20 protein-coding genes are annotated in these 25010 nt (G+C 34.8%); 15 read left to right on the plus strand and 5 right to left on the minus strand.

The window, feature by feature from the left end; translation table 11 throughout:
• The first annotated feature begins 68 nt into the window (after window positions 1–68).
• From ACIQ6Z_RS02150 to ACIQ6Z_RS02160, 3 genes are read left to right on the plus strand one after another with little or no spacing between them, the layout of a single operon-like run.
• Window positions 69–752, plus strand: a complete 684-nt coding sequence (locus ACIQ6Z_RS02150; protein WP_396209292.1) for a cell division ATP-binding protein FtsE — start codon at window positions 69–71, stop codon at window positions 750–752.
• Entirely contained in the window at window positions 752–1654 is a 903-nt protein-coding gene (locus ACIQ6Z_RS02155) for a glycosyltransferase family 2 protein (protein WP_396209293.1), read from the plus strand. Before ACIQ6Z_RS02150 ends, ACIQ6Z_RS02155 begins: the two co-directional genes overlap by 1 nt.
• Window positions 1651–2586, plus strand: coding sequence for a glycosyltransferase family 2 protein (locus tag ACIQ6Z_RS02160; RefSeq protein WP_396209294.1), 936 nt, complete (start codon window positions 1651–1653; stop codon window positions 2584–2586). Before ACIQ6Z_RS02155 ends, ACIQ6Z_RS02160 begins: the two co-directional genes overlap by 4 nt.
• Here ACIQ6Z_RS02160 and ACIQ6Z_RS02165 read toward each other — a convergent pair.
• Together ACIQ6Z_RS02165 and ACIQ6Z_RS02170 are read right to left on the minus strand one after the other, a co-directional pair.
• The gene (locus tag ACIQ6Z_RS02165; RefSeq protein ID WP_396209295.1) at window positions 2583–2975 is read right to left on the minus strand and encodes a sugar 3,4-ketoisomerase; all 393 of its coding nucleotides are present in this window, start codon (window positions 2973–2975) and stop codon (window positions 2583–2585) included. The genes ACIQ6Z_RS02160 and ACIQ6Z_RS02165 overlap by 4 nt on opposite strands.
• Window positions 2975–4081: a glycosyltransferase gene (locus ACIQ6Z_RS02170; protein WP_396209296.1), complete on the minus strand. Its 1107-nt coding sequence runs from the start codon at window positions 4079–4081 to the stop codon at window positions 2975–2977. The genes ACIQ6Z_RS02165 and ACIQ6Z_RS02170 overlap by 1 nt, the downstream gene beginning before the upstream one ends.
• Window positions 4082–4130: 49 nt before the next feature.
• On the opposite strand from ACIQ6Z_RS02170, the gene ACIQ6Z_RS02175 reads away from it, so the two are divergent.
• Window positions 4131–5006, plus strand: a complete 876-nt coding sequence (locus ACIQ6Z_RS02175; RefSeq protein WP_396209297.1) for a glycosyltransferase — start codon at window positions 4131–4133, stop codon at window positions 5004–5006.
• Here ACIQ6Z_RS02175 and ACIQ6Z_RS02180 read toward each other — a convergent pair.
• The 3 genes from ACIQ6Z_RS02180 to ACIQ6Z_RS02190 are packed head-to-tail and all read right to left on the minus strand — an operon-like array spanning window position 5003 to window position 8258.
• A complete protein-coding gene (locus ACIQ6Z_RS02180; RefSeq protein WP_396209298.1) occupies window positions 5003–6283 on the minus strand; it encodes an O-antigen translocase in 1281 nt (426 codons plus the stop codon). The genes ACIQ6Z_RS02175 and ACIQ6Z_RS02180 overlap by 4 nt on opposite strands.
• A gap of 2 nt (window positions 6284–6285) precedes the next feature.
• On the minus strand, window positions 6286–7383 hold the full coding sequence (locus ACIQ6Z_RS02185; RefSeq protein WP_396209299.1) for a DegT/DnrJ/EryC1/StrS family aminotransferase: 1098 nt from the start codon (window positions 7381–7383) through the stop codon (window positions 6286–6288).
• Window positions 7380–8258: a GNAT family N-acetyltransferase gene (locus ACIQ6Z_RS02190; RefSeq protein ID WP_396209300.1), complete on the minus strand. Its 879-nt coding sequence runs from the start codon at window positions 8256–8258 to the stop codon at window positions 7380–7382. Before ACIQ6Z_RS02190 ends, ACIQ6Z_RS02185 begins: the two co-directional genes overlap by 4 nt.
• A gap of 217 nt (window positions 8259–8475) precedes the next feature.
• Between ACIQ6Z_RS02190 and ACIQ6Z_RS02195 the strand changes: the two genes are divergently transcribed.
• The 11 genes from ACIQ6Z_RS02195 to ACIQ6Z_RS02245 all read left to right on the plus strand — a co-directional run bounded on the left by ACIQ6Z_RS02195 (window position 8476) and on the right by ACIQ6Z_RS02245 (window position 25003).
• Complete coding sequence (locus ACIQ6Z_RS02195; RefSeq protein WP_396209301.1) at window positions 8476–10263, plus strand: gliding motility-associated C-terminal domain-containing protein; 1788 nt, start codon at window positions 8476–8478, stop codon at window positions 10261–10263.
• A gap of 124 nt (window positions 10264–10387) precedes the next feature.
• The gene (locus ACIQ6Z_RS02200) at window positions 10388–13414 is read left to right on the plus strand and encodes an amidohydrolase family protein (RefSeq protein WP_396209302.1); all 3027 of its coding nucleotides are present in this window, start codon (window positions 10388–10390) and stop codon (window positions 13412–13414) included.
• Window position 13415: 1 nt separating this feature from the next.
• Entirely contained in the window at window positions 13416–14708 is a 1293-nt protein-coding gene (locus tag ACIQ6Z_RS02205) for an amidohydrolase family protein (protein ID WP_396209303.1), read from the plus strand.
• A 61-nt stretch (window positions 14709–14769) separates the two neighbouring features.
• Window positions 14770–15558, plus strand: a complete 789-nt coding sequence (locus tag ACIQ6Z_RS02210) for a TrmH family RNA methyltransferase (RefSeq protein WP_396209304.1) — start codon at window positions 14770–14772, stop codon at window positions 15556–15558.
• A gap of 75 nt (window positions 15559–15633) precedes the next feature.
• Complete coding sequence (locus tag ACIQ6Z_RS02215) at window positions 15634–17850, plus strand: RelA/SpoT family protein (RefSeq protein ID WP_396209305.1); 2217 nt, start codon at window positions 15634–15636, stop codon at window positions 17848–17850.
• Between the two features lie 104 nt (window positions 17851–17954).
• Window positions 17955–18401, plus strand: a complete 447-nt coding sequence (locus tag ACIQ6Z_RS02220) for a Fur family transcriptional regulator (RefSeq protein WP_396209306.1) — start codon at window positions 17955–17957, stop codon at window positions 18399–18401.
• 22 nt (window positions 18402–18423) lie between these two features.
• Window positions 18424–19695, plus strand: coding sequence for an adenylosuccinate synthase (locus tag ACIQ6Z_RS02225; protein ID WP_396209307.1), 1272 nt, complete (start codon window positions 18424–18426; stop codon window positions 19693–19695).
• A gap of 160 nt (window positions 19696–19855) precedes the next feature.
• Window positions 19856–21544 carry an OstA-like protein gene (locus ACIQ6Z_RS02230; protein ID WP_396209308.1) on the plus strand — a complete coding sequence of 563 codons (1689 nt, stop codon included), beginning with the start codon at window positions 19856–19858 and terminating at the stop codon, window positions 21542–21544.
• 66 nt (window positions 21545–21610) lie between these two features.
• Window positions 21611–22801: an aspartate aminotransferase family protein gene (locus ACIQ6Z_RS02235; protein ID WP_396209309.1), complete on the plus strand. Its 1191-nt coding sequence runs from the start codon at window positions 21611–21613 to the stop codon at window positions 22799–22801.
• 142 nt (window positions 22802–22943) lie between these two features.
• The gene (locus ACIQ6Z_RS02240; RefSeq protein ID WP_396209310.1) at window positions 22944–24338 is read left to right on the plus strand and encodes a tetratricopeptide repeat protein; all 1395 of its coding nucleotides are present in this window, start codon (window positions 22944–22946) and stop codon (window positions 24336–24338) included.
• Between the two features lie 14 nt (window positions 24339–24352).
• Complete coding sequence (locus ACIQ6Z_RS02245; protein WP_396209311.1) at window positions 24353–25003, plus strand: VTT domain-containing protein; 651 nt, start codon at window positions 24353–24355, stop codon at window positions 25001–25003.
• Window positions 25004–25010: the final 7 nt, after the last annotated feature.

A 25010-nucleotide genomic window follows, 5' to 3' on the forward strand; every position in this document is an offset into this window, starting at 1 on the left:
AAAAGCAGATAAAATTTTGAAACGGAACGATAAGTTATTACTTTTACATTTTAAAATCATACCATACTATGTCAGAAACAGTTCTTTCTTTAAAAAACGCAACCATTTATCAAGACAAAAACCCTGTATTAAGCGACGTTAATATTGACGTAAACCATGGCGAATTCCTCTACTTAATTGGTAGAACCGGATCTGGAAAAAGTAGTTTCCTAAAAACCTTGTATGCAGATTTATCTTTAACTGAAGGTGAAGGAAGTGTTGTTGGCTATGATTTAGCCACTTTAAAAGAAAGCGACATTCCGTATTTAAGACGAAAACTAGGCGTTGTATTCCAAGATTTTAAATTATTACCCGATCGAAGCATCAAAGATAATTTATTGTTTGTATTGAAAGCTACTGGTTGGACTGAAAAAGAAGAAATGGATGTTAAAATCGAAGAGGTATTGGACAAAGTTGGCATGAAAGGTCTAGCAACTAAAATGCCGCACCAACTTTCAGGTGGTGAGCAACAGCGTGTTGGAATTGCTCGTGCACTATTGAACGATCCTGAACTGATACTTGCAGATGAGCCTACCGGAAATTTAGACCCTCAAACCAGTATAGAGGTAATGGAAGTACTTCGTACTATCAATGCCAATGGAAAAACCATTTTAATGGCAACTCATGATTATGCATTGGTATTAAAATACCCTTCAAAGACTTTAAAATTTGAGGAAGGCAAAATGTTTGAAGTAGTTCAAAGAACGATGTAATGCTGTCGATATTAATTCCTACATACAACTACAATGTTGTTCCCTTGGTTAGCGAATTAATACTACAAGCCAACACGCTTCAAATCGAATATGAAATACTCATACAAGATGATGGGTCTACAGCAACTGCTATTGCAACCCAAAACAACAATTTATCCGATTTCCCTTTTGTTCAATACATTCAATTGCCGAAAAACGTAGGTCGTGGGACCAACAGAAACCTATTGGTTGAACGCGCACAATACCATTGGGTGTTGTTACTTGATTGCGACATGCTTCCAGTGGATGGATTCTTTTTAAGCAACTATATCGCTTTGATCCAAGAAAACAAGGAATCGGTTGTATATGGAGGCATTTGTTACCACCATGAAGCACCTCAACCCGATGAACAATTGCGCTGGAAATTTGGCACGCAACGAGAAGCAATTCCGCTAGCGATTCGAGAAAAAAAGCCCTACCAACACACCTTAACCTCAAATTTATTAGCTCAAAAAACTATTTTAGAAGCGACACCTTTTCATCCAAACATTCAAAAATATGGGTATGAAGATTTGGTTTTTGTTTTGGAATTAGAAAAAAAAGGCATTGCAATCAACCACATACACAATCCCTTGTTTCATGAAAACTTGGAATCAGGAGCAATTTTTTTAAACAAAACCGAAGAAGCTTTAGACAACCTAAAAGAACTGATTGAAACAAAAATCTTACCGCCTAAGGCTACTCGCATGAGTCGTTGGAGTAGAAAATTGGATTTTTTCCCGGCAAACACGCTAATTGTTTTATTATTTAACGTTTTTAGAAAAACGTTGGTGCGTCACTTGACTGCTTCTGACCCGAAATTATTCCTCTTTGATTTTTATAAATTAGGATATTACATGTACTTAATTCATAAGAAAAAATGAGTTCGATTTCTGTCATCATACCGCTATACAACAAGGCTTTTAGTATTGCTGAAACCCTTACATCGGTGCTGAAACAAACATATACCGATTTTGAAGTCATTATCATCGATGATGGATCAACAGATGGTGGTTTGGCCATTGTATCCCAATTTATTGATTCGCGTATTCAATGGGTTCAACAACCAAATCTTGGGGCAGCTGCCGCTCGAAATGCAGGTATTGAAAAAGCTACCGGGGAGTTGATCGCATTTTTAGATGCCGATGATTATTGGTATCCCAATCATTTAGAAGCACTATATAAACTGCATACCGACTTTCCAAATTGCGGACTGTATTGTAGTCGCTATCAAACAAAAATTTCGAAGAAAACCCTACTTACACCCAACTATTCTAATAGTATTTCTAATAATTACAGAGGTATTCTTTCCGATTACTTTGATGCAAGTTTGATGCATCGTGTAAGTCTCACTTCGGCTTGTGCCATTCCTAAAAAACTATTGAAAAATGATTTTGTTTTCAATACCCAAGTAAGCAGTGGGCAAGATTTAGAATTGTTTACCAAAATTGGCCTCAAGTATCCCGTTGCCCTTCATAATGAATACACGGTTTTATACGATTTTGAAACACCAAATTCATTGGCTAAAACGCCTATTTTAGAAAAAAAATTGATGGATTTTACGCAATTTGCTGCTGCCGAAAAACAGAATGCAAGTTTGAAAAAATTTTTAGATCTGTACCGATTGGAATATGCCCTACACTTTAAAATTGCGGGTGACACAGAAAAATCAATTTTTTACCTCCACGAAATGGCTACAAAAATACCCTTCAAAACAAAGCTCTTATTGGGAACACCTAGCTTTATCTTGCGTTTTTTACTAACCCTTAAACAGCAATTGAAAAAAATTGGGATAGATTTTTCGGTATACCACTAATGTTTTGATTGTAAAAATTCCGAAAAAGTTCTAATGTAGTCTTCTTCTTCAAAAACGGCTGAGGCAATGACCAAACAAACTGCCCCCGACGAAAAGTTTTTCAATTCGCGCCAGATTCCATTGGTAATCAACAATCCTTCAAAAGGCTTATTAAGTGTTACCAATTTTTCGTGTTGGCCGTCGTGCAAAATCACATCAAAACTTCCCGAAAGTGCTACTAAAAATTGTTGCAATTTTTTGTGCGCATGTCCGCCACGCTCTGCACCAGCAGGAACATCATACAAATAATAAACACGTTTAATTTCAAAGGGAACAACATCATGTTCAATTACAGAAAGATTCCCTCTTGGATCTTCAATTTTTGGGATATTTATAAGTTTGGTGTTCATTAATCATGTATTTGAAGCAAATTTAACCATTCTTTCTTAATTTCTTCAAAAGAAAATTTTTGTACACTTTCTAATGCATTAATTTTGCAAGTTGTATACAGCTCTTCATCCGAAAACAATAAATTTATTGCCTCTGTTAGTTTATCAAAATTTTGGTTTTCAACTAACAAGCCATTTTTTTCATGCTCTATTATTTCATTTGGTCCCGAAACTAAATCAAAACTAATTACCGGAGTATTACAAGCTAAAGCTTCAACTAAAACAAGTCCAAATCCTTCATACTTACTACAAAGCACTAAAAATTTAGCGTTTTGCATGTATTTATATGGATTATTAGAAAATCCCACAAATACAACATTTTCATTTAAATTTAAAGAGAACACTAATTCTTTACATCGTAAGAGTTCTTCTCCTTCACCAACAAGTACTAACTTTACCTGATTTTGAGGTAAAATAGAGTTTGCATAACTTATAATTAGTTCATAAAATTGCTTTAATTCAACAAATCGTCCAACTGCTAAAATATATTCAAAATTAAAATCAATAGATTCTTCTTTCTTAGCTTTAATATCATCAAAATCAATTGGATTATAAATAGTTATGGTGTTTTTTAAATGGTGTTTTTGAATAACTAACTTCTCATTTTCCTTTGCAACGCATACCGTTTTATAGGCATTACCGTATAAATAATTAGTCAAAAAAGTGTTATTAAGTAAATATGTTTCTAATTTAGAACTGTGAACATTATAAATTAATTTAGTTTTTGGATAAATTAATTTTAGAATAAGTAACTCAGTGATAGGATTTATCCTATAACGCAAATCAATAATAAAATCAAAATTATGCTTTTTAATATATTTATTAAATTGAATATACTTATTAATTTTATTATAAAAAGGGGATTTTATGTTTGCTAAATCTCCAAAATAGACTACTTTCTCATCCAGATTAAACCTTTTAATGTCATCTAATAATACTAATTCAACATTAAAAAAACTAATTTCTTTGAATAAAAGAAAAACATTCTTAATCACTTTTGCCAATCCACCGGAATCTAAGTTATAGGCAATAATAGCAATTTTATATTTTTTACTTTGCTGAATCACGGTTATTTATTTACTTTCGTAACAAATATAAAACTCTTCTGCTTAAAACATGCAAAATTTTCCACTAGTTAGTATTATTTGTTTGTCATACAATCACCAAGATTATGTTGAGGAAGCTTTAAATTCGGTTATTCATCAAACGTATCCAAATATTGAATTATTAATTGCTGATGATTGTAGTACAGACAATTCGGTTGAAAAAATTCAGAATTGGTTGCAACATTATCCAAAAGTACATTTTTCGGCTAACGAAAAGAATTTGGGTAATACCAAAACCTTCAATCAACTAGCGAAAAAAGCAACTGGAGAATATATAATTGATTTAGCAGCTGATGATGTTTTATTACCCAATTGCGTTGAAAAACAAATCGAAATATTCCAAAAATCGAAGTACAAAAACCTAGGGATTGTATATGGAAATATCATTGAAATAAATCAGGATGGAACATTTTTAAGAAATTATTACACTGAATTAGATGATCCAAAAAGTGGTGATATTTATAGTATGGTCATTGGTCGAACGACAAAAATTTGTTCCGTTTCATCTATGGTTAAAAAATCAGTTTATGAAAAAATTGGTCACTATGATGAAGAGCTAGCTTATGAAGATTTAGATTTGTGGATTAGAGCTTCTAGAATATTTGATTTTGAATATTTCCCTGAAATAATAGCCAAAAAAAGAGAAATACCTAATTCATTAAGTGCACATTTTTTATTTAAAAACAATTTAAAAACAAAGCGACTGAATCTATCTACTTTGAAAATTTTAAATAATGCTTATCACTTAAATAAATCAAAAAAAGAACATCAATTATTGCTGGGAAGAATACGATTTGAAATGTTTAAATTTATAAAAGCTAGAAATATTACCTTACTTTTCAACCTTTTTTTGTTAGAACTAAAAGTTCGGATAAAAAGTTTTTAGGATTTAAAAATCACTTTTCTAAAATAAAAAATCAACACTAAAAGATAAATAAAATAAGTAACTGCATAACTTAAAACCGCTCCTGTTGCTCCAAAAAGAGGTATGAATAAAAAAGCAGTTATAAAAAATACGATAAAGGAAATACTCTCTGTAATTAAATATCCTTTTACATCTTTAAGTACATAAAAACGTATTCCTAAAATTAAAGACAGTGCTTTAAATAAATCGCCAAGAAGTTGCCAAAAAAACAAATTTCTAACTTGACTAAAATTAGGAGTCAATAATAATTTGATTAAATAATCTTTACAAAAATAAATTGCAATTAACGCCAATAAAAAAATGGGGATTACTTGGTAATAAAACTTTTTGGTTAAACTTAATTTTTCATTGTCAGAATTAGCTTTAATCATTTCGGGCAAAAAATAAAAGCTAACCAAAGTGGAAATAAACATAAAGTAAAAACCAGATATTCTTTGCATGGCTTCAAACCAACCAGAAGCTTCAATTGAAACTTCACTAGTAATACTATTTCGAATAAAAATATATATAATTGGAGTAACTACAGCGGTAAAAAGTGACATAATCCCAAAAGGTATTAACCCTTTCAGAACACTAAAGTCTACATTTATTTCTTTACAAATTAATTGAAATGGAAACGCTTTAAAAAAGAAATAACTCGAAAAAATAAACAAAAAAAATGAACTTATAGAAAGGGAAACTAATGCGCCATTAATACTATAAAAGCATATTAATCCAAAAGAAATTAGTAAACTCATTATATACCCATAAATAGAAATTTGAGTTACTTTTTTATAACAACTTAACCCGTTTAAAACCGTAATGAAAAATAGATGCAAAATTTGAAAAGGAAGTAAAAATGCTATAAAATATAATGCAAAATAGTATTGAAAATTTTGATTAAATATCAAATTTCCAATAAATGAATTTCCAAAGATTAAAAGTAATGAAAGAGATAATGAAACTATAATTAGGATCCAAAATATTTTACGAACAAAGTCAGCGACTAGAATTTTATCAGATTGATTTTTTGCAACATTTTGCAAAACGCCACTTTGCACTCCTAAGGTTCCAATAGAATCTAATAAAGAGGAAAAACTGCGCAAATTTCCCATTAATGCCATACCCGAAGGTCCAATAAAATGAGCAATAACCTTAGAAGAAACAAACCCAGTAACTAATCTTATAATAATACTAAAACTGCTTAAAGAGGAAGCTTTAAACAATTGGTTTTGAACTATTTTTTTTAAAATATTCAAAATTAATATTGATTTAATTTTTGAATGATTTGATCAATTTCATCATTAGTCAAACTTGAATTCAATGGTATACTCAATACTTCATCATGAATTTTAGCTGTAATTGGAAATGATAAATTATTCCAATTGAACAACGCTTTTTGTTTATGTGGTGGTATTGGATAATGAATCATGGTCTCAATTCCCTGATTTTTCAAATAGTCTTGAAGTGCCAATCTATTTTGAGTTCGAACTACAAACAAATGAAACACATGATTATCGGTTCCATCCCATTGCGGCAAGATAATTTTCTCGTTGTTGATTTCCAAAAGATAGCGTTTCGCTAGGCGTCTCCGGAATTCATTTTCGGCCTCCAAATGGGGTAGCTTTAGGTTTAAAAAGGCCGCTTGCAATTCATCCAATCGCGAATTAACACCTAGCCTTTCATTTTCATATTTCACTTTCGAACCATAATTTCGCAACGAAAATAAGACTTCCGCTAAAGCAGCATCATTGGTCGTTATCGCACCCGCATCACCTAGGGCTCCTAGATTTTTACCCGGATAAAAACTAAACCCGGCCGCATTTCCAAAACTTCCAGCTTTAGTGTTGTTCCTTGTTGCTCCATGGGCTTGCGCCGCATCTTCAATTATCAATAAATGATGCCTTTTAGCGATTTCATTGATTGTTGTCATTTCGCACAATTGACCGTACAAATGAACCGGCAATATGGCTTTAGTTTTCGTCGTAATTTTAGCTTCAATCGCATGGGGATCAATGGTATACGTTTCCAACTTTGGTTCAATCAAAACAGGAACTAAGTCGGCTTGCAACACCGCTAAAATACTTGCTATATAGGTATTTGCAGGCACTAACACTTCATCACCTTTTTGCAATTTTCCGAGTTCAATATACCCTTTAAAAATGAGTACTAATGCGTCCAATCCATTCCCAACACCTATACAATATTTGGCACCACAGTAGGAAGCAAAACCTGCTTCAAAGGCACTGACTTCCTTTCCTAAAACATACCATCCCGCTTCAAAAAACTGCTTCATTTTTTCATGAAAAGCCGTTTCAAAAGGTTGGTTGATCTTATATAAATTGAGGAATGTAATCATATAAATACATTTTCTAAAAGTTTGTAATTCTTGGTTTCAATTTCATAGAAATTTTGAACAACAGTGCGTGCTCCAAAAGATTCTTTCCAATAATGCAATTTTTCATTTAATTGCAATCCGTTGTTTTCATTTGAAATGCCAAAATCGAAATATTTTGATCCTCTATAAACATTATTTATTAAATAGTCATATAAAAAATCTAATCCTCCATATAGATTATTAAAATCTTTATTACCAGCGATATATTGAGGATGAATAACATTATTTGTTTCAAATATGGTAACACCTCCAATAATTTTTTTATCTAAATAAACATTATACTGTTTAATTTTTGTTGGAAATTTCAATTTTAAATACTTGATTTCTTCTAGAGTATGGACAGGAGAAACATTATATCTTTCTTTTAAATTTGGAATTAATAATTCGTTCCAAAAAATTTCAAAATCATCAACCTCTTTAATAACTAAATTATTTTTTAATCCTTTTTCAATGCCTCTTTTACGAACTCTTGATTTCTCAACTTGATTTGTAATATCTAAAATTGCAATAGCGTCTCTTCTGTAAAGTTTGGCATGAAGTAAAAAAGAAATATATTCCATTTCATCCGATGGAATATTATTATAAATAGTTGGTATAATTTTTAAGTGCAATTTCAAAATTTGTTGTTCATACAAAAAGCTCAACATTACCTGATTTATTTGTATTACTTCAAAAAGCATTGTCGATGCGCTAATAACTAATCCACCATAGGTTAAACCCTGATGAGAATACAAATTATCTCCCACCCTATTAGCTGGTAAAATGGCTTTGAGTTTATCTTTTTCGTCAAAAATTAATAACGAATAATCTTGAAACCTATCGCTATGGTATTCCATAAAATCCCTATGAAATAAAAAAGTAGCATTTTTGGATTGGGCCACAAATTCGTTCCAAGATGTATAATCTGCTGATTGATATGTTCTAACGTGATAACTTTTCAAAACGTAATTTTAATCGGGGAAAATTACTAATTTTTTAGTTGACAAACTTTCAATTTTCACTTTTTTAAATAAAATGTAGTAAATTAGTTGCAAAATTATGGGTTTGAAAAAAATGAAAAAACTACATTACCTTATCCTAATACTCACATTTTTGGGAATTTTGCGATTGAATGCACAGGACATCACACTCTATGAACAGATCAATGGTCGCTATGATTTCACATTTATTGGAAACACCATGAATAGTGCAGAGAACAACCCAACATTTGGTTACATTACCAGTTCGTCTTCGGCTGCACAGTTAAACATGTCTCCATCAGACCGCATTGTACGTGCCTATTTGTATTGGGCTGGAAGTGGCGATGGCGACTTTCAAGTCAACCTAAACGGTAATCCACTAACCGCTGAACGTACCTTTTCGCATTCGCGTTTTTTCTCGCCCAATACGTTTACCTATTTTAGCGCATTTAAAGATATTACATCGTATGTACAAGCAACAGGAAACGGCACCTATACCCTATCCGATTTGGATATTTCAGCGTTTGAACCTTTACACTACACTCGAAAAACAAATTTTGCAGGATGGGCCATATTGATTGTATATGAAAATCCGAGTTTAACCTTGAACCAACTCAATATTTATGATGGTCTACAAGGGGTTCCAGATGCCTTACAAATCAATTTAACCAATTTATTTGTACTCAATAATACCAATGCCAAAGCTGGATTTATTGCTTGGGAAGGTGACTCTCAGCTGCCTACAGAAACATTTTCAGTGAACAACATTGCTATTAGTAATGCCATTAACCCCATCAACAATGTGTTTAACAGCACGAATTCAATAACGGGTTCCAACACGCTGTACAACATGGATTTGGATGTTTACGAAATTGATAATTATGTAGCGATTGGCGACACCAGTGCTTCAATTACATTATCTTCTTCTCAAGATTTTATTATGATCAATACCGTAATTACTAAATTAAACAGTCAATTACCCGATGCTACTGTTGTACTTAATAACGTAGCAACTGCTTGTAACAGCAGAGATATAACCATAAATTATTCCGTTTACAATACCAATTCTACTGAAATACTCCCCGCAAATACTTCCATTTCATTTTACATTGCAGGGCAGTTTTTTGGAAGAACAATCACACAAAATCCTATCGCTATTGGAGGTTTCGAAACAGGAAGTTTTTCACTCAACATCCCTTCTGCAATACCCAACAATTTCAACATTCAAGCGGTTGTTGATGACACGGGTAATGGAATTGGCATTGTCAATGAGCTCAATGAAAACAACAATACTTTTTCGATCCCGGTCGAATTGACAATCTCACCTGAATTCAATGCCTTGGAAGATATTACTTCTTGTAATTTGGGGTTAACCAGGGGACTGTTTGATTTTTCATCATATGAATCAGCAGTTAAGACCGATCCAACTCAAGCAGTACGCTTTTACGAAAACAGTACCAATGCTGAGGCAGGAATATTAGCTATCATGAACAGCACCAACTATGAAGCACTCACTACACCCAAAGAAATTTTCGTGCGTGTTGATAACGATAATTGTTATTCCATTACCTCGTTTTCTTTGCTTACAAACAATTGCCCACCTACCGTTTACAATGCGGTTTCGGCAAACGGTGACGGATCAAACGATGCTTTTTTCATTGAAGGTTTACGCGATGTATTCCTGAATTTTAACCTGGAAATTTACAACCGTTGGGGAAAATTAGTTTGGACGGGGAATAATTCTAAAGCAGACTGGGACGGAACGGTTCCCAATGCCATCGGCGGAGAAAAAGCACCGGAAGGGACCTATTATTATGTTTTAAACCTTAACGACCCCGACTATCCGAATGCAATAGTTGGGTATTTGTATTTAGCCTACTAATACTATAGTACCCTTTTATAGATTTATACGCTATAAATACTTCTGAAATTTTGTTAAATTATAGTACAACCGGTTTTTTTTTGGAGATAATTTTTATCTTTAGCCAGTACAAAATTTAACAAATATGAGATATTTAACCTTATGGCTCCTATTCTTAGTGAGTTCTACCCTTCATGCACAAGATTATTTTCCTAAAAATGATGGGGTAAAACAAAGCTTTAAAAATTACACTGCCATTCAAAATGCCACCATTTATATTTCGGCAACGCAAAAAATTGAAAATGCAACCTTACTGATTAAAGAAAATAAAATTGTAGAAGTAGGCACTAGTATTCAACTTCCTAAAGGCACTGAAGTAATTGATGCCAAAGGCAAAACTATTTATCCTTCTTTCATTGAATTATATAGTGAATTTGGAATTAATAAGCCCAACGCTAGACCCAACGGTAATTTTACCCCGCAGTACGACACCAATCGGGAAGGGTATTATTGGAATGATCATGTCAAACCTGAATACAATGCTTATGAAAATATTGGTTATGACGAAAAAAATGCAGCTAGCCTAAGGGGCATTGGATTTGGTGCTGTAGTTAGTCATCACAACGATGGAATAATTGCCGGGACGGGACTTTTTTGGACCCTGAACGACAAAGCTACCGATGCAAAACGAATTCTTAAAGAAAAAATATCACAACACTTTACGTTCAGCAGAAGCAAATTTACGAAACAAAGTTATCCTTCTTCAATGATGGGGAGCATGGCGTTGATTCGTCAAGTATTTCACGATGCAAAATGGTATGCACAAGGCACCAGTAATTCAAAAGATTTCTCATTAGAAGCATTCAATAGAAACAAAAATTTAGTACAAATATTTAATGCAGGTGATAAATTAAATGCATTAAGAGCCGACAAAATAGCGGATGAATTTGGTGTAAAATACCTAATTAAAGGCAGCGGTAACGAATTTGAGCGCATTGACGAAATCAAAAAATCAAATGCTACATTTATTATCCCTATCAACTTTCCTGAAGCCTATGATGTTGCCGATCCTTATTTGGCACAACAAGTTAGCGTGAGTGACCTAAAATTTTGGAACCAAGCTCCGTTTAATTTAAAAATATTGGCCGAAAATAATATTCCTTTTGCCATTACAGCTGCCGATCTAAAAGACACTAAATCGTTTCTTTCCAATTTAAAAAAGGCGGTTTTTTATGGTTTACCGAAAGAAAAAGCACTACAAGCCCTGACCGAAAATCCGGCAAAATTGATCAATCAGTTTGACCAAGTGGGTTCCCTTGCAAAAGGTAAATTGGCCAATTTTATTATCGCTTCGGGTGATCTTTTTGAAGATAAAACCGAAATTATGGAAAATTGGGTGCAAGGTGAAAGAAATATCATTACTAAACTTAACCCTACCGACATTAGAGGCAACTACGAATTGACGGTTAACAATCAAAAATTTGACTTAAAAATTGAAGGTGATCTTTCAAAATTTGAAGCAAAAGCAGTTAAGGACAGTATTTCATTTGGAACTAAAATTCAGTTTAATGACCCATGGATCAATTTAGTTATTAAAAATCAAGATACCAGCAAAGCAAATTTTGTACGTCTTTCGGGAACATGGAGCAACCAAACAATGCAAGGAAAAGCAGTTTTAGAAAATGGAAATGAAACCACTTGGACTGCCCTTAAAAAAGAAGTAAAAATAACAGAGGATAAAAAAGAGGATAAAAAAGATACTCCTAAAATCCCAAACATGTATGCGGTTACTTATCCCAATTTAGCATTTGGAGCGGCTGAAAAACCAAAACAAGAAACCCTATTGTTTCAAAATGTAACTGTTTGGACTGGAGAAAAAGAAGGCATACTTAAAGAAGTGGATGTACTGATTCAAAACGGAAAAATTACTAAAATAGGTGAAAAAATACCTACTAATGGCGCCAAAGTTATTAACGGAACCGGAAAACATCTTACAGCGGGAATCATAGATGAACACTCTCACATTGCTATTTCTAATGGTGTGAACGAAGGCGGCCAAAATTCATCTGCAGAAGTTACTATTGAAGATGTTGTAAATTCAGAAGATATTAATATTTATCGAAATTTAGCTGGAGGAGTTACATCTGCAAACTTACTGCACGGTTCGGCTAACCCTATTGGAGGTCGTGCTGCCTTCATAAAATTAAAATGGGGTTATGCTCCCGACGAAATGTTGGTCAAAGACGCTCCCAAATACATCAAATTTGCTTTGGGTGAAAATGTAAAACAATCCAATTGGGGAGATTTTTCCCGCAATCGTTTCCCACAATCTCGTATGGGCGTAGAACAGGTTTACGAAGATTATTTCACCCGAGCCATAGAGTATAAAAACGAGTGGGATGCCTACAAATCTGGAAAAAACAAAAACAAGGTATTGCCTCGATTTGATATCGAATTGGAAGTTCTTGGTGAAATATTAGCCAAAAAACGATTCATTACGTGTCATTCCTATGTGCAATCAGAGATCAATATGTTGATGAAATTAGCCGAGCGCTACCAATTCAAGATCCAAACCTTTACCCACATTTTAGAAGGTTATAAATTGGCAGATAAAATGTCGGCTCATGGTGTAGCGGGATCTACTTTTGCTGATTGGTGGGCTTATAAATATGAAGTTAACGATGCTATACCTTACAACGCTGCGATCATGATGAATGAAGGTGTCACGGTTTCAATTAACTCAGATGATGCTGAAATGTCTCGTCGCTTAAATCAAGAGGCCGCTAAAACCGTAAAATATGGGAATGTAACTGAAGAAGAAGCTTGGAATTTTGTTACTTTAAATCCGGCAAAAATCCTTCAAATGGACCATCGCATTGGCAGTATAAAAGTAGGGAAAGATGCTGATGTTGTTTTATGGTCGGATAGTCCGTTATCTATTTATACCCGTGCAGAAAAAACAGTGGTTGATGGTGTCATTTTTTACGATTTAGAAAAAGAAACAGAAAATTTAGCTACCATTCAAAAAGAACGTGCTGAATTAATCAATTCGCTTCTAGACGCTAAGAACAAAGGAATGAAAACCCAATTGCCTAAGAAAAAAGAAAATGGTCACTACCACTGCGACACCTTAGGAGAATATTGCTCAGCATCTCATTATAAATACAATTAATATGAAAAAATATATCGTTCTAGTATTCATTTCTTTGTTTGGATTTGCCCAACAAACACCAGCAGCTAAACAAAGTAAATCAATCTTAATTTTAGGAGCCAAAGCGCATTTAGGCAATGGAAGCATAATCGAGAACAGTCTAGTATCTCTAGTAAATGGAAAAATTGCAAGTATTGGTGATGCAACGGTTATGAAACCAGCCAAACATGATGTTATAATTGATGCCGCAGGAAAACACTTGTATCCGGGATTTATTGCTCCAAACTCCACTTTGGGATTGGTTGAAATTGACGCCGTACGCGCTTCCGATGACGAAAGTGAAATTGGCGAATTCAATCCACACGTGCGAAGTATTATTGCCTATAACGCCGAATCAAAATTAGTAGAGACTACGCGTCCAAATGGTGTTTTATTGGCACAAATTACACCAAGAGGCGGACGCATTTCTGGCACCTCTTCTATTGTGCAATTAGATGCATGGAATTGGGAAGATGCACTTGTAAAAGAAAACGAAGGCCTGCATTTGAATTGGCCTAGAAGTTATTCTAGAGCTGGATGGTGGGCCGAACCTGGAGGTATTGAGTCTAATAAAAACTACGAACCTCAAATCAAAGAAATTCAGACCTATTTCGACAATGCGTTTGCCTATTTAGCGAGTAAAAACGATAAAAAAGACCTGCCTTTTGAAGCGATGATAGGTCTGCAATCGGGTGATAAAACGTTATATGTTAGTGCAAATGGCGAAAAAGAAATCATCGATGCTGTTTTATTTAAAAAGAAAAACAACATCCAAAAAATGGTGATTATTGGAGGCTACTATGCATTCAAAGTAGCCCAACTTTTGAAAGAAAACAATGTTTCAGTTTTACTCAAACGCATACACGATTTGCCTTTGTTAGAAGATGAGGATGTTAACTTACCTTATAAAAACGCAAAAATTTTGGTCGATGCAGGCGTTTTAGTAGGCTTACAAAACGCAGGAGACATGGAACGCATGCAAACCAGAAATTTACCTTTCTATGCTGGTACATGTGCTGCATGGGGATTAACCAAAGAACAAGCGGTTCAACTCATTTCTGGAAATACGGCCAAAATCTTAGGAATCGACAACAATTATGGCACGTTAGAAGCCGGGAAAAGCGCCACATTATTCCTTTCAGATGGCGATGCTTTAGAAATGAAATCAAATATCATTTCCTTGGCCTTAATTGATGGTAGACAAATTAGTTTGGAAAGTCACCACACCGAACTCAACGAACGATACAAAGGAAAATTTGAACAACAGAAAAAATAATCCGAAAGCCTTTCAGTAATTGAGAGGCTTTTTTGTATTTTTGACCTTCAATTGCGCACCTATGAAACAAATTACCTCGGTTCAAAACTCCTACATAAAATCACTCGTTCAATTGCAAGAAAAAGCGAAAATTCGCAAGCAAACGGGCACTTTTTTAGTGGAAGGCCAACGCGAAATTGAATTGGCCATAAAAGGAGGTTATGATTTGGAAACAATATTAATTTGTAATGAATTAGGTCAATTATCTGAACATCTGAACATCCAGAAATCTAGTCTTCAAATTATCGAAATTTCAAAAGATGTCTACCAAAAATTAGCCTATCGCGATACTACAGAAGGTATTCTCGCCGTACTTAAAACCAAATCACTAGCCTTGTCCAATTTGAAATTATCTAAAAATCCCCTCATCTTAGTGGGCGAATCTATAGAAAAGCCAGGGAATGTGGGTGCCATATTACGAACAGCCGATGCTGCCAATGTTGACGCGGTTATTCTTGCCAATCCCAAAAGCGACGTATACAATCCGAATATCGTGCGCTCCAGTGTAGGTTGTTTGTTTACCCGTCAAATTGCCGTGGGTACCACCGAAGAAGTGATTGCCTACTTGAAGTCCCATAATATCAATATCTATTCGGCAACTTTACAAGATGCAACCGAATACCACACACAAAACTTTACTATGCCTACTGCTTTAGTAGTTGGCACAGAAGCTACGGGCCTGTCTGAAAAATGGCGTTCCGAAAGTTACAAAAACATCATCATACCTATGCAAGGTGTCATCGATTCTATGAATGTATCGGTAGCCGCGGCTATTTTATTGTTCGAAGCTAAAAGACAACGTGGCTTTTAGTCGTCATTCTTTTTTCTATTTTCTGCTTTGCAGAATCGAAAAAAAATTGTACTTTTAGTTGATCAAAGTTAAGGTATGACAGAATTAGAAATTGAAGCGGAGAATAAAGCCATAGCACAAGAATATAAAGAACTTCTTCGTATTAGTTACCAAACACTTAGCGTTGAAGATAAAAAAATCATTCGCAAAGCTTTTGATGTTGCTGTTGATGCTCATAAAGACCAAAGAAGAAAATCGGGGGAAGCATATATATTTCATCCCATAGCCGTAGCTAAAATTGTGGCGCGAGATATTGGTTTGGGAGCTACTTCGATCGCTGCTGCTTTGATGCATGATGTAGTTGAAGATACCGATATTACAGTGCAAGACATTGAAAATATGTTCAACCCTAAAATTGCACAATTGGTCGAAGGACTTACTAAAATTGCGAAAGTTAAAACCGACCAAGAAATTTCCATGCAAGCGGAAAACTTCCGCAGGATGTTGCTGACACTGAATGACGACGTTCGGGTGATCTTAATTAAGATTGCCGACCGTTTACACAACATGCAAACCATGGGCAGTATGGCCGATTACAAACAAGCCAAAATTGCCTCAGAAACTCTATACATTTATGCCCCTCTGGCCCATCGCTTGGGATTGTATAATATTAAAACCCAATTAGAAGACTTAGGGCTTAAATACACCGAACCACTTGTTTACAATGATATTACAAGTAAAATCAAGGAAACTAAAGAAGAACAAGATGGCTACATCAAAACAATTTCAGAAATACTTAGCAGTTCGCTTAAGGAAGAAGGAATTGAATTTACGATGAAAGGCCGACCTAAATCGATCTATTCGATTCGCAGAAAAATGAAAAATCAAGGGGTAACTTTTGACGAGGTGTATGATAAATTTGCTCTGCGCATCATTTATAAGTCCAATCCCCACGATGAAAAATTTCTAGCTTGGAAGATTTATTCGGTGGTAACCGATCATTATCGACCATCACCAAGTCGATTGCGTGACTGGATTTCGTCGCCCAAATCTACCGGTTACGAGGCATTGCATATCACTGTTATGGGCCCGAAAGGACGCTGGGTAGAAATTCAAGTGCGCAGCGAACGCATGGATGAAATTGCCGAGAAAGGATATGCAGCACATTACAAATATAAAAATGGTGCTACAGAAGAGCATGGTTTGGAAATTTGGCTCAATCAACTCAAAGAAGCTTTGGAAAACTCGGCTAGTAATGCTGTAGATTTTGTTGAAGACTTCAAACTGAATTTATACGCCAAAGAAATCTATGTCTTCACCCCCAAAGGTGAAATCAAATCGTTGCCCAAAGGAGCAACTTCCTTAGATTTTGCGTTTAGCATACACTCCGAAATTGGCGTTAAAACACGTGGTACTAAAGTCAATGGCAAATTGGTCCCACTCAACCATATGCTGAATAGTGGTGATCAAGTTGAGATCATTACATCACCCAATCAAAAACCTACGTCACAGTGGTTAGATTATGTAACTACATCCAGAGCAAAAAACAAGATTAAAAACGTTCTCAACGAGAATACCAAGAAAATTGCGGAAGAAGGAAAAGAATTATTAGAACGCAAATTGCGCCATCTAAAAATAACACTGAATGAAAATACCGTAAACGAATTGGTTAATTATTTCAAATTACAAACGAGCTTGGATTTGTTTTATAGAGCCGGAATAGGCACTATTGAAAACCAACAATTGAAAGATTATGCCGCTAAAAAACACAATACGCTGGTTAATTTTTTCAAGAAAACAATTAAAAGAACACCATCAGCCGCATCTGAACAAATACTTAAAAATGAAATCAGTAAGAAATTTGACATGCTCGTTTTTGGTGCCGAACAAAACAAATTGGACTATAAACTTTCCAGCTGTTGTAATCCGATACCGGGAGATGACGTCTTTGGATTTGTAACGATCAACGAAGGAATTAAAGTACATAAAAAAGATTGTCCGAATGCCATAAGCATGCAATCAAATTATGCCTATCGAATTATTCAAGCGAAATGGATTGACTCCTCGCAAGAAGAATTTAAAGCCGTATTAAAAATTACGGGCATGGATACGTTGGGATTAACCAATGAACTCACAAAAGTGATATCCAACCAAATGAACGTTAATATCCAAAGTATTTCTTTAAGTAGTGAGGCAGGCATTTTTAACGGCCAAGTTACAGTTGTAGTTCAGAATAACACTATACTAAAAAAGTTAATTGACAACATCAAAAAGGTCGACGGTATTGATAAAATTATTCGCGTTTACAAATAATCATCATTTCTTACTCTTAATAACTCTGTTCAAAAATACTTTGAATTTCTAAATTCTAAATTCCAACTTTCACTATCTTTGCGTATATTTCATTTAACAAAGTAATGGACAACAAAAATCAGGAAATTGTAAAGACCGTTTTTACCAACTATTTGGAAGAAAAAGCCCACAGAAAAACACCCGAACGTTTTGCTATTCTTCAAGAAATTTACAATGCAACCGAGCATTTTGATATCGAATCGTTGTACATCAAAATGAAAAATAAAAATTACCGTGTGAGTAGAGCTACGCTATACAATACCATCGAACTTTTATTGGAATGCGGCCTGGTTCGACGCCATCAATTTGGCCAAAACCAAGCCCATTATGAAAAATCGTATTTTGACAAACAACACGATCACATTATATTAACTGATACGGGGGAAGTAATCGAATTTTGTGACCCAAGAATACAACAAATCAAACAAACCATGGAAGAGCTTTTTGGTATTGATATTCAAAACCATTCACTCTATTTTTATGGCACAAAAAAACAAGAAACAAACACCTAACTACAAATAAAATAAGCACACAATGACTGTAGATTTACTACTCGGATTACAATGGGGAGATGAAGGAAAAGGAAAAATCGTTGACGTTCTCACTTCAAAATATGATATCATTGCTCGTTTTCAAGGAGGTCCAAATGCTGGACACACATTAGAATTTGACGGCATAAAACACGTATTAAGAACTATACCGTCAGGGATTTTTCATAAAAATGCCATCAATATTATTGGTAATGGTGTCGTAATTGATCCGGTAGTTTTTCAAAAAGAAATAGAAGGATTGGCTAAATTCAATATGGATATTACTTCCAAATTGTTTATCTCAAGAAAAGCACATTTAATTTTACCAACGCACCGTTTACTCGATGCTGCCTCTGAAGCCTCAAAAGGAAAAGCTAAAATTGGCTCTACTTTAAAAGGAATTGGACCTACTTACATGGATAAAACCGGGAGAAATGGATTGCGTGTAGGAGATTTAGAATTAGAGGATTTTAAATTGCGCTACAGAGCTTTGGCTGATAAACACGAAGCCATGATCGCTTTTTACGATGTGGATTTACAATACGATTTGAAAGAAATGGAAGAAGAGTTTTTTGAAGCCGTAAAAGACTTGAAAAAATTAACTTTCATTGACAGCGAAGAGTACTTAAACAAAGCCTTAAAAGAAGGTAAATCTATATTGGCTGAAGGCGCACAAGGATCGTTATTGGATGTTGATTTTGGAACGTACCCTTTTGTAACTTCATCCAACACTACAGCTGCTGGAGCTTGTACCGGATTAGGTATTGCACCAAACAAAGTAAAAGACGTATTTGGTATTTTTAAAGCCTATACAACTCGCGTGGGTAGTGGTCCTTTTCCAACAGAAGATTTTGATGAGGCAGGACAAACCATGGCAAAAGTTGGAAACGAATTTGGTTCGGTTACAGGACGTGCTCGCCGTTGCGGATGGCTAGACCTAGTGGCATTAAAATATGCCGTTCAAGTAAATGGTGTTACCCAATTATACATGATGAAAGGCGATGTACTTTCTGGATTTGACACCCTTCAAGTGTGTACCGGATACCACTACAAAGGCCAAGAAATCAAACATTTGCCTTACAACATTGAACCTGAAAACGTTACACCAATATTAACAGAAATGAAAGGTTGGAAAGCCGACTTAACCGGTATGACAACTTATGAAGAATTACCGCAGGAATTGAAAACCTACATCGAATTTATTGAGGCAGCCGTTGAAGTTCCAATCAAAGTAATTTCGGTGGGACCGGATAGAAAACAAACAATTACAAAATAATTTTTTTTTATTTTTTTTAAACTCGCTACAACATTTAATGGGGTAGCGAGTTTTTTTTGGATTAATTTACTTAATGCTTATAAAATAAACTGATAAAAATATCTTAATAAGTGACCGCATTTCTAGTTTTTACTTAAATTTGACTCCAAATAATTTCATCTTGAAAAATAGCTATTTTTATATCGCATGTTTGTTACTGATGGTTTCATTTTCTCTTGCACAAGAAAAGAAAAAAATAGTCATTGAAAATTCAGATTTCATTGACATGAACCAAACAGAAATTCCGGGTGCCATAGTGTTTACGGGAAATGTTCGCGTATTGCATAATGGCGTTAAAATCAACTGCAATAAAGCCTACCACTTTAAAGATGAAGAATACATCAAAGCCTTTGGAAATGTACAAATCAATCAAGGTGATACTATTTTTTTAAACAGCAAATATGCCGAATATGATGGTAAAATTGAATTTGCGTTTGCCACTGGAGACGTATCGATGCGTTCGCCCGAATCTACTTTAGTAACCGATACTGTTTATTTCGATAAAAGAAACCAACAAGCTTTTTACAATTCATTTGGCACCATTCACAATAAAGAAAATGTCTTAAAAAGCAAATCGGGCCGCTATTATGTAGATCAAAAAAAATACAAATTTACAACAGCTGTTACCGTAAAAAACCCGAAATCCACCATCAAAACCAATCATTTGGATTTTTATGAAAATTCGGGACATGCCTATGTATTTGGACCTTCTACCATTACAAGTAAAGAGAATGTAATTTATACCGAAAACGGTTTTTACGACACCACAAACGATATTGGAAAACTTACTAAAAATTCTAAGATTACCTATGATAATAAAATTATTGTTGGAGACGACCTCTATTACGACCGAAAAAAAAATTACTCTAGAGGCATCAACAATGTAAAAATTACCGATACTGTTAACAAAATAATTGCAACGGGGCATTTTGCCGAATTGTTTCGTAACATTGAAACCAAAAAAGACTCCATGGTATTAACCAAAAAAGCCCTGGTAAAATCACTAGTAGAAAAGGACACCATGTACATGCATGGAAAAAAAATTATCGTATCTGGTCCAGAAGAAAATCGAATCATTAGAGCTTTTAATAATGTTCGTTTTTACAAAAGCGACATGAGTGGTAAATGTGATTCGTTACATTCCAGCACGAAAAGCAACTTGACCCAACTGATCGGAAAACCCATACTTTGGAATAATGAAAATCAAATGACAGGAGATGTAATGCACTTAATTGGCAACAGCAAAACTGAAAAATTAGATTCACTCAAGGTGCTTAACAACGCGTTCATCATTCAAAAAGATTCCCTCAGTAAAAACGGGTACAATCAAATTAAAGGTCAAAATTTATTTGGCCGATTTGTAGACCAAAAGCTAAAAGAGGTAGACATAATTAAAAATGCCGAGTCTATTTATTACATCTATAACGATAAAAATGAATTTGTAGGCATCCGGAAATCGGTGTGTAGTCGAATTAATGCTGAAATGACCGACAATAAAATTGAAACCATGACCGGCTTCAATAACGCCGAAAGCAACATTTATCCCGAGGAAGAATTTCCAGAAAATGCCAGAAGATTAAGAGGATTTGTTTGGAGGGAGGAAGAACGCATTATGTCTAAAGAAGGGATTTTTCCTGATGAAGAACTTGCTCTTGATACAAAAGCGCAACTCGAATCAAAAAAGAAAGCGTCTAAAGCAGAAAAACCCATGGATATTTTAAAAGAAACATTGAATTTTGATGAAAAAAATCCTAAGCCTAAAGAAAAAGCTACAAGCGCTGTAAAACCCTCAAAATCGCCCAAAAAATAGTTGTAATACGCTAGCATTACATACGAACTTGCGGCAACACATTAACCACAGATTCAGTCAACAGCAATGATTCACGATTTTTTTAAATACCAAGCACAAACCTCACCCTACCCCTTAGTATTAGAAGTTTCTCATGCTAAAGGTTCATACATTTACGATACCCAAGGAAATGCCTATTTAGACTTTGTGGCGGGCGTTTCGGCTTGTACGTTAGGACACCAACCCCAACGTGTGAATGACGCTATTAAAAAACAATTGGACACCTATTCACATGTCATGGTTTATGGGGAATATGCCCAACACCCGGCGACAGCATTGTGCAAATTATTGGCCGAGCATCTTCCTTACCCATTGACCAAAACCTATTTAGTAAATTCAGGAACTGAAGCGATAGAAGGAGCCTTAAAATTAGCCCGAAGAGTCACAGGAAGAAGCCAACTAATTTCTTGTCATAATGCGTATCATGGCAACACGATGGGAAGCATGAGTGTAATGGGTTTTGAAGAGCGCAAACAAATTTTCCGTCCGTTAATTCCCGACGTTGATTTTATAACCTTTAACAACGAAGCCGATTTAGAAAAAATCACAACAAAAACCGCTGGAATTCTTTTGGAAACCATTCAAGGTGGCGCAGGATTCATTGAACCACAAAACGATTTTTTAAAAAAAGTACGCCAACGCTGCGATGAAGTCGGGGCCTTGATGCTATTGGACGAAATTCAACCCGGATTTGGTCGTACTGGAAAACTCTTTGGCTTTCAAAATTATGATGTAATACCCGATGTAGTGGTAATGGGAAAAGGAATGGGTGGCGGTATGCCTGTTGGGGCCTTTACTGCTGCTGAATCTATGATGGATTTATTGAGTCACGACCCAAAATTAGGCCACATCACTACATTTGGCGGACACCCAGTCATTGCTGCCGCTTGCTTGGCAACCCTTCAAGAGCTTACAGAAACCGAGCTAATGGCGCAAACACTAGAAAAAGAACGTCTGTTTAGAAGTTTATTGATACACCCCTTAATCAAGGAAATTCGTGGGCGCGGATTAATGTTGGCCGCCATGACTGAAACGGCAGAAATTACCAATGAAATTGTACTGCGTTGCCACAAAAGAGGACTTATTTTATTTTGGTTGTTGTTTGAAGGTTGTGCCGTTCGAATTACTCCTCCCCTTACCATTAGCGAAGATGAAATACGAAAAGGGTGCGCAATACTTCATGATGTACTGGAGGAAATTGCAAACGAAATGAAGTAATAAAAATCTAATTATCACGTTCTAGGTTTGATTTTACGTTTAAAAATTGTTAATTAAATTGTTTAAAACAATTGCCTATTTACTTCAAGCAAACTACTAATTCGAAGTACCTTTAGTAAGGATAAATCATAAAAAAAGCGCTATGAATTTGAGTCACGAAGAAGAAGAAAATAGCCAGTCCTTATCTAAGTTTGAATCCATGTTAAAAACCAATAAAGTTTTTTTCTTTGATTCAGAGGAATTTGAAGACATTATTCTTCATTACATGGATACAGGCCGCTTGAATTTGGCAAAGAAAGCGCTAAAACTTGGATTAGAGCAACATCCTAAATCTACCGGATTAAAATTAGTACACGTTGAAATGTTAGTCTACGAAGACAAACTCGATAGTGCCGAAAAACTCCTCAATGAGTTGTATGCCATCGAACCCACAAACGAGGAAATTTACATCCAAAAAGCGAATATTTATTCCAAAAAAGACGATCACCTTAAAGCCATTGAATTCTTAAAAACTGCACTCAAATACACCGATGATTATGCCGATGTGTATTCTATGATTGGTATGGAGTATTTGTTTATGGATAACCTCGAACAAGCCAAAGAGAATTTCATCAAATGCTTGGAAGAAGACACCGAGGATTATTCTGCACTTTATAATGTGGTGTATTGTTTTGATTTTTTAGATCAAAACGAAGAAGCCATTGTTTATTTGAATTCGTTCATCAACCACAATCCCTACAGCGAAGTGGCTTGGCACCAATTAGGCAGACAATATTATGCCCTAAAAAATTACGAAAAAGCAGTTTGGGCTTTTGAATATGCGACCGTGATTGATGATGGCTTTTTAGGAGCCTACATGGAAAAAGCAAAGTCGTATGAGAAATTAAAAAAGTTCCAAGAAGCAATAGATTGCTATACAACAGCTATTGAATTAGACGACCCGTCTTCATTTGTCTTGTTGCGCATGGCAAAATGCTATGAGCGGTTAGATAACACCGAATTTGCTCTAAATTACTATCTAAAAACAGTTCACGAAGATCCTTTATTAGACAAAGGTTGGATTGCAATTACAGACTTTTATATTCGTCAAAAAGATTTTCAAAAAGCCTTATACTATGTAAACAAAGCCATAGGAATCGACGGAGAAAATCCAATGTATTGGAAACGTTTTGCAGCAGTAAATAGCGCCTTGCACCTGTTTGAAGAAGCAGAATATGGCTACCGAAAATCCTTTGAATGTGGCGATGTAAATCTTGACACCTTTACGCTTTGGACCGATGTTTTGCAATTTTTAGGTGAATTCGAAACCGCAATTGAAATTTTATTAGAAGCCTCTAACCTATTCCAAGATGAATACGAAATTGAGTACCGCTTGGCTGGTTTATACTATTTAATTAACGAATCCATCAAAGGAAATTTTCATCTTCAAAATGGATTGCGATTAAATTTCGCTAATCGTACCGTATTGAAAGATTATTTTCCAGTAATTTGGGAACGAACAGAAATACAACAGCAAATTGCTAAATTTGAACAATAGCTATACAAATCCCTATGGAAATACTTGAATTTTTAATAGCTTTTCTAAAAGATCCTTTGACCGTTATTCAAGGACTTATTGAACAATACGATAAACTCATTTATTTTATCTTATTTTTAGTCGTTTTTGTAGAGACTGGATTTGTAGTAATGCCTTTATTACCCGGCGATTCTATGCTGTTTGCAATTGGTGTTATTGCCGCAACTACTGGCCAACTGAGCATGACCATCATTATTCCACTATTAATAATTGCAGCGCTATTGGGTGACAATGTTAATTATTTTATTGGAAATAAATTTGGGGTTTACATCAAGAAAAAAGAAAAAATACTATTTTTAAAAAAAGAATACATCACACAAACCGAACAATTTTTCGAAAAAAATGGAGGCAAAGCAGTCATCATGGCGCGATTTGTTCCCATCATTAGAACTATTGCCCCTTTTGTAGCTGGAGCCGGCAGTATGCAGTATTACAAATACATTTTATACTGCATTAGTGGAGCGGTTATTTGGGTGACTAGCATTACCTTTTTAGGCTATTTTATGGGCCAAGTATCTTGGGTGAAGGATAATTTTGAAAAAGTGGTATTGTCCATTATTATTATTTCTGTATTACCTATCGTTGTGAAAATAGTGAAAAACAAAATTGCCCATAAAACAAACTAAAAAATAA

This window comes from Flavobacterium sp., from assembly GCF_044376915.1.
Classification (GTDB): Bacteria; Bacteroidota; Bacteroidia; order Flavobacteriales; family Flavobacteriaceae; genus Flavobacterium.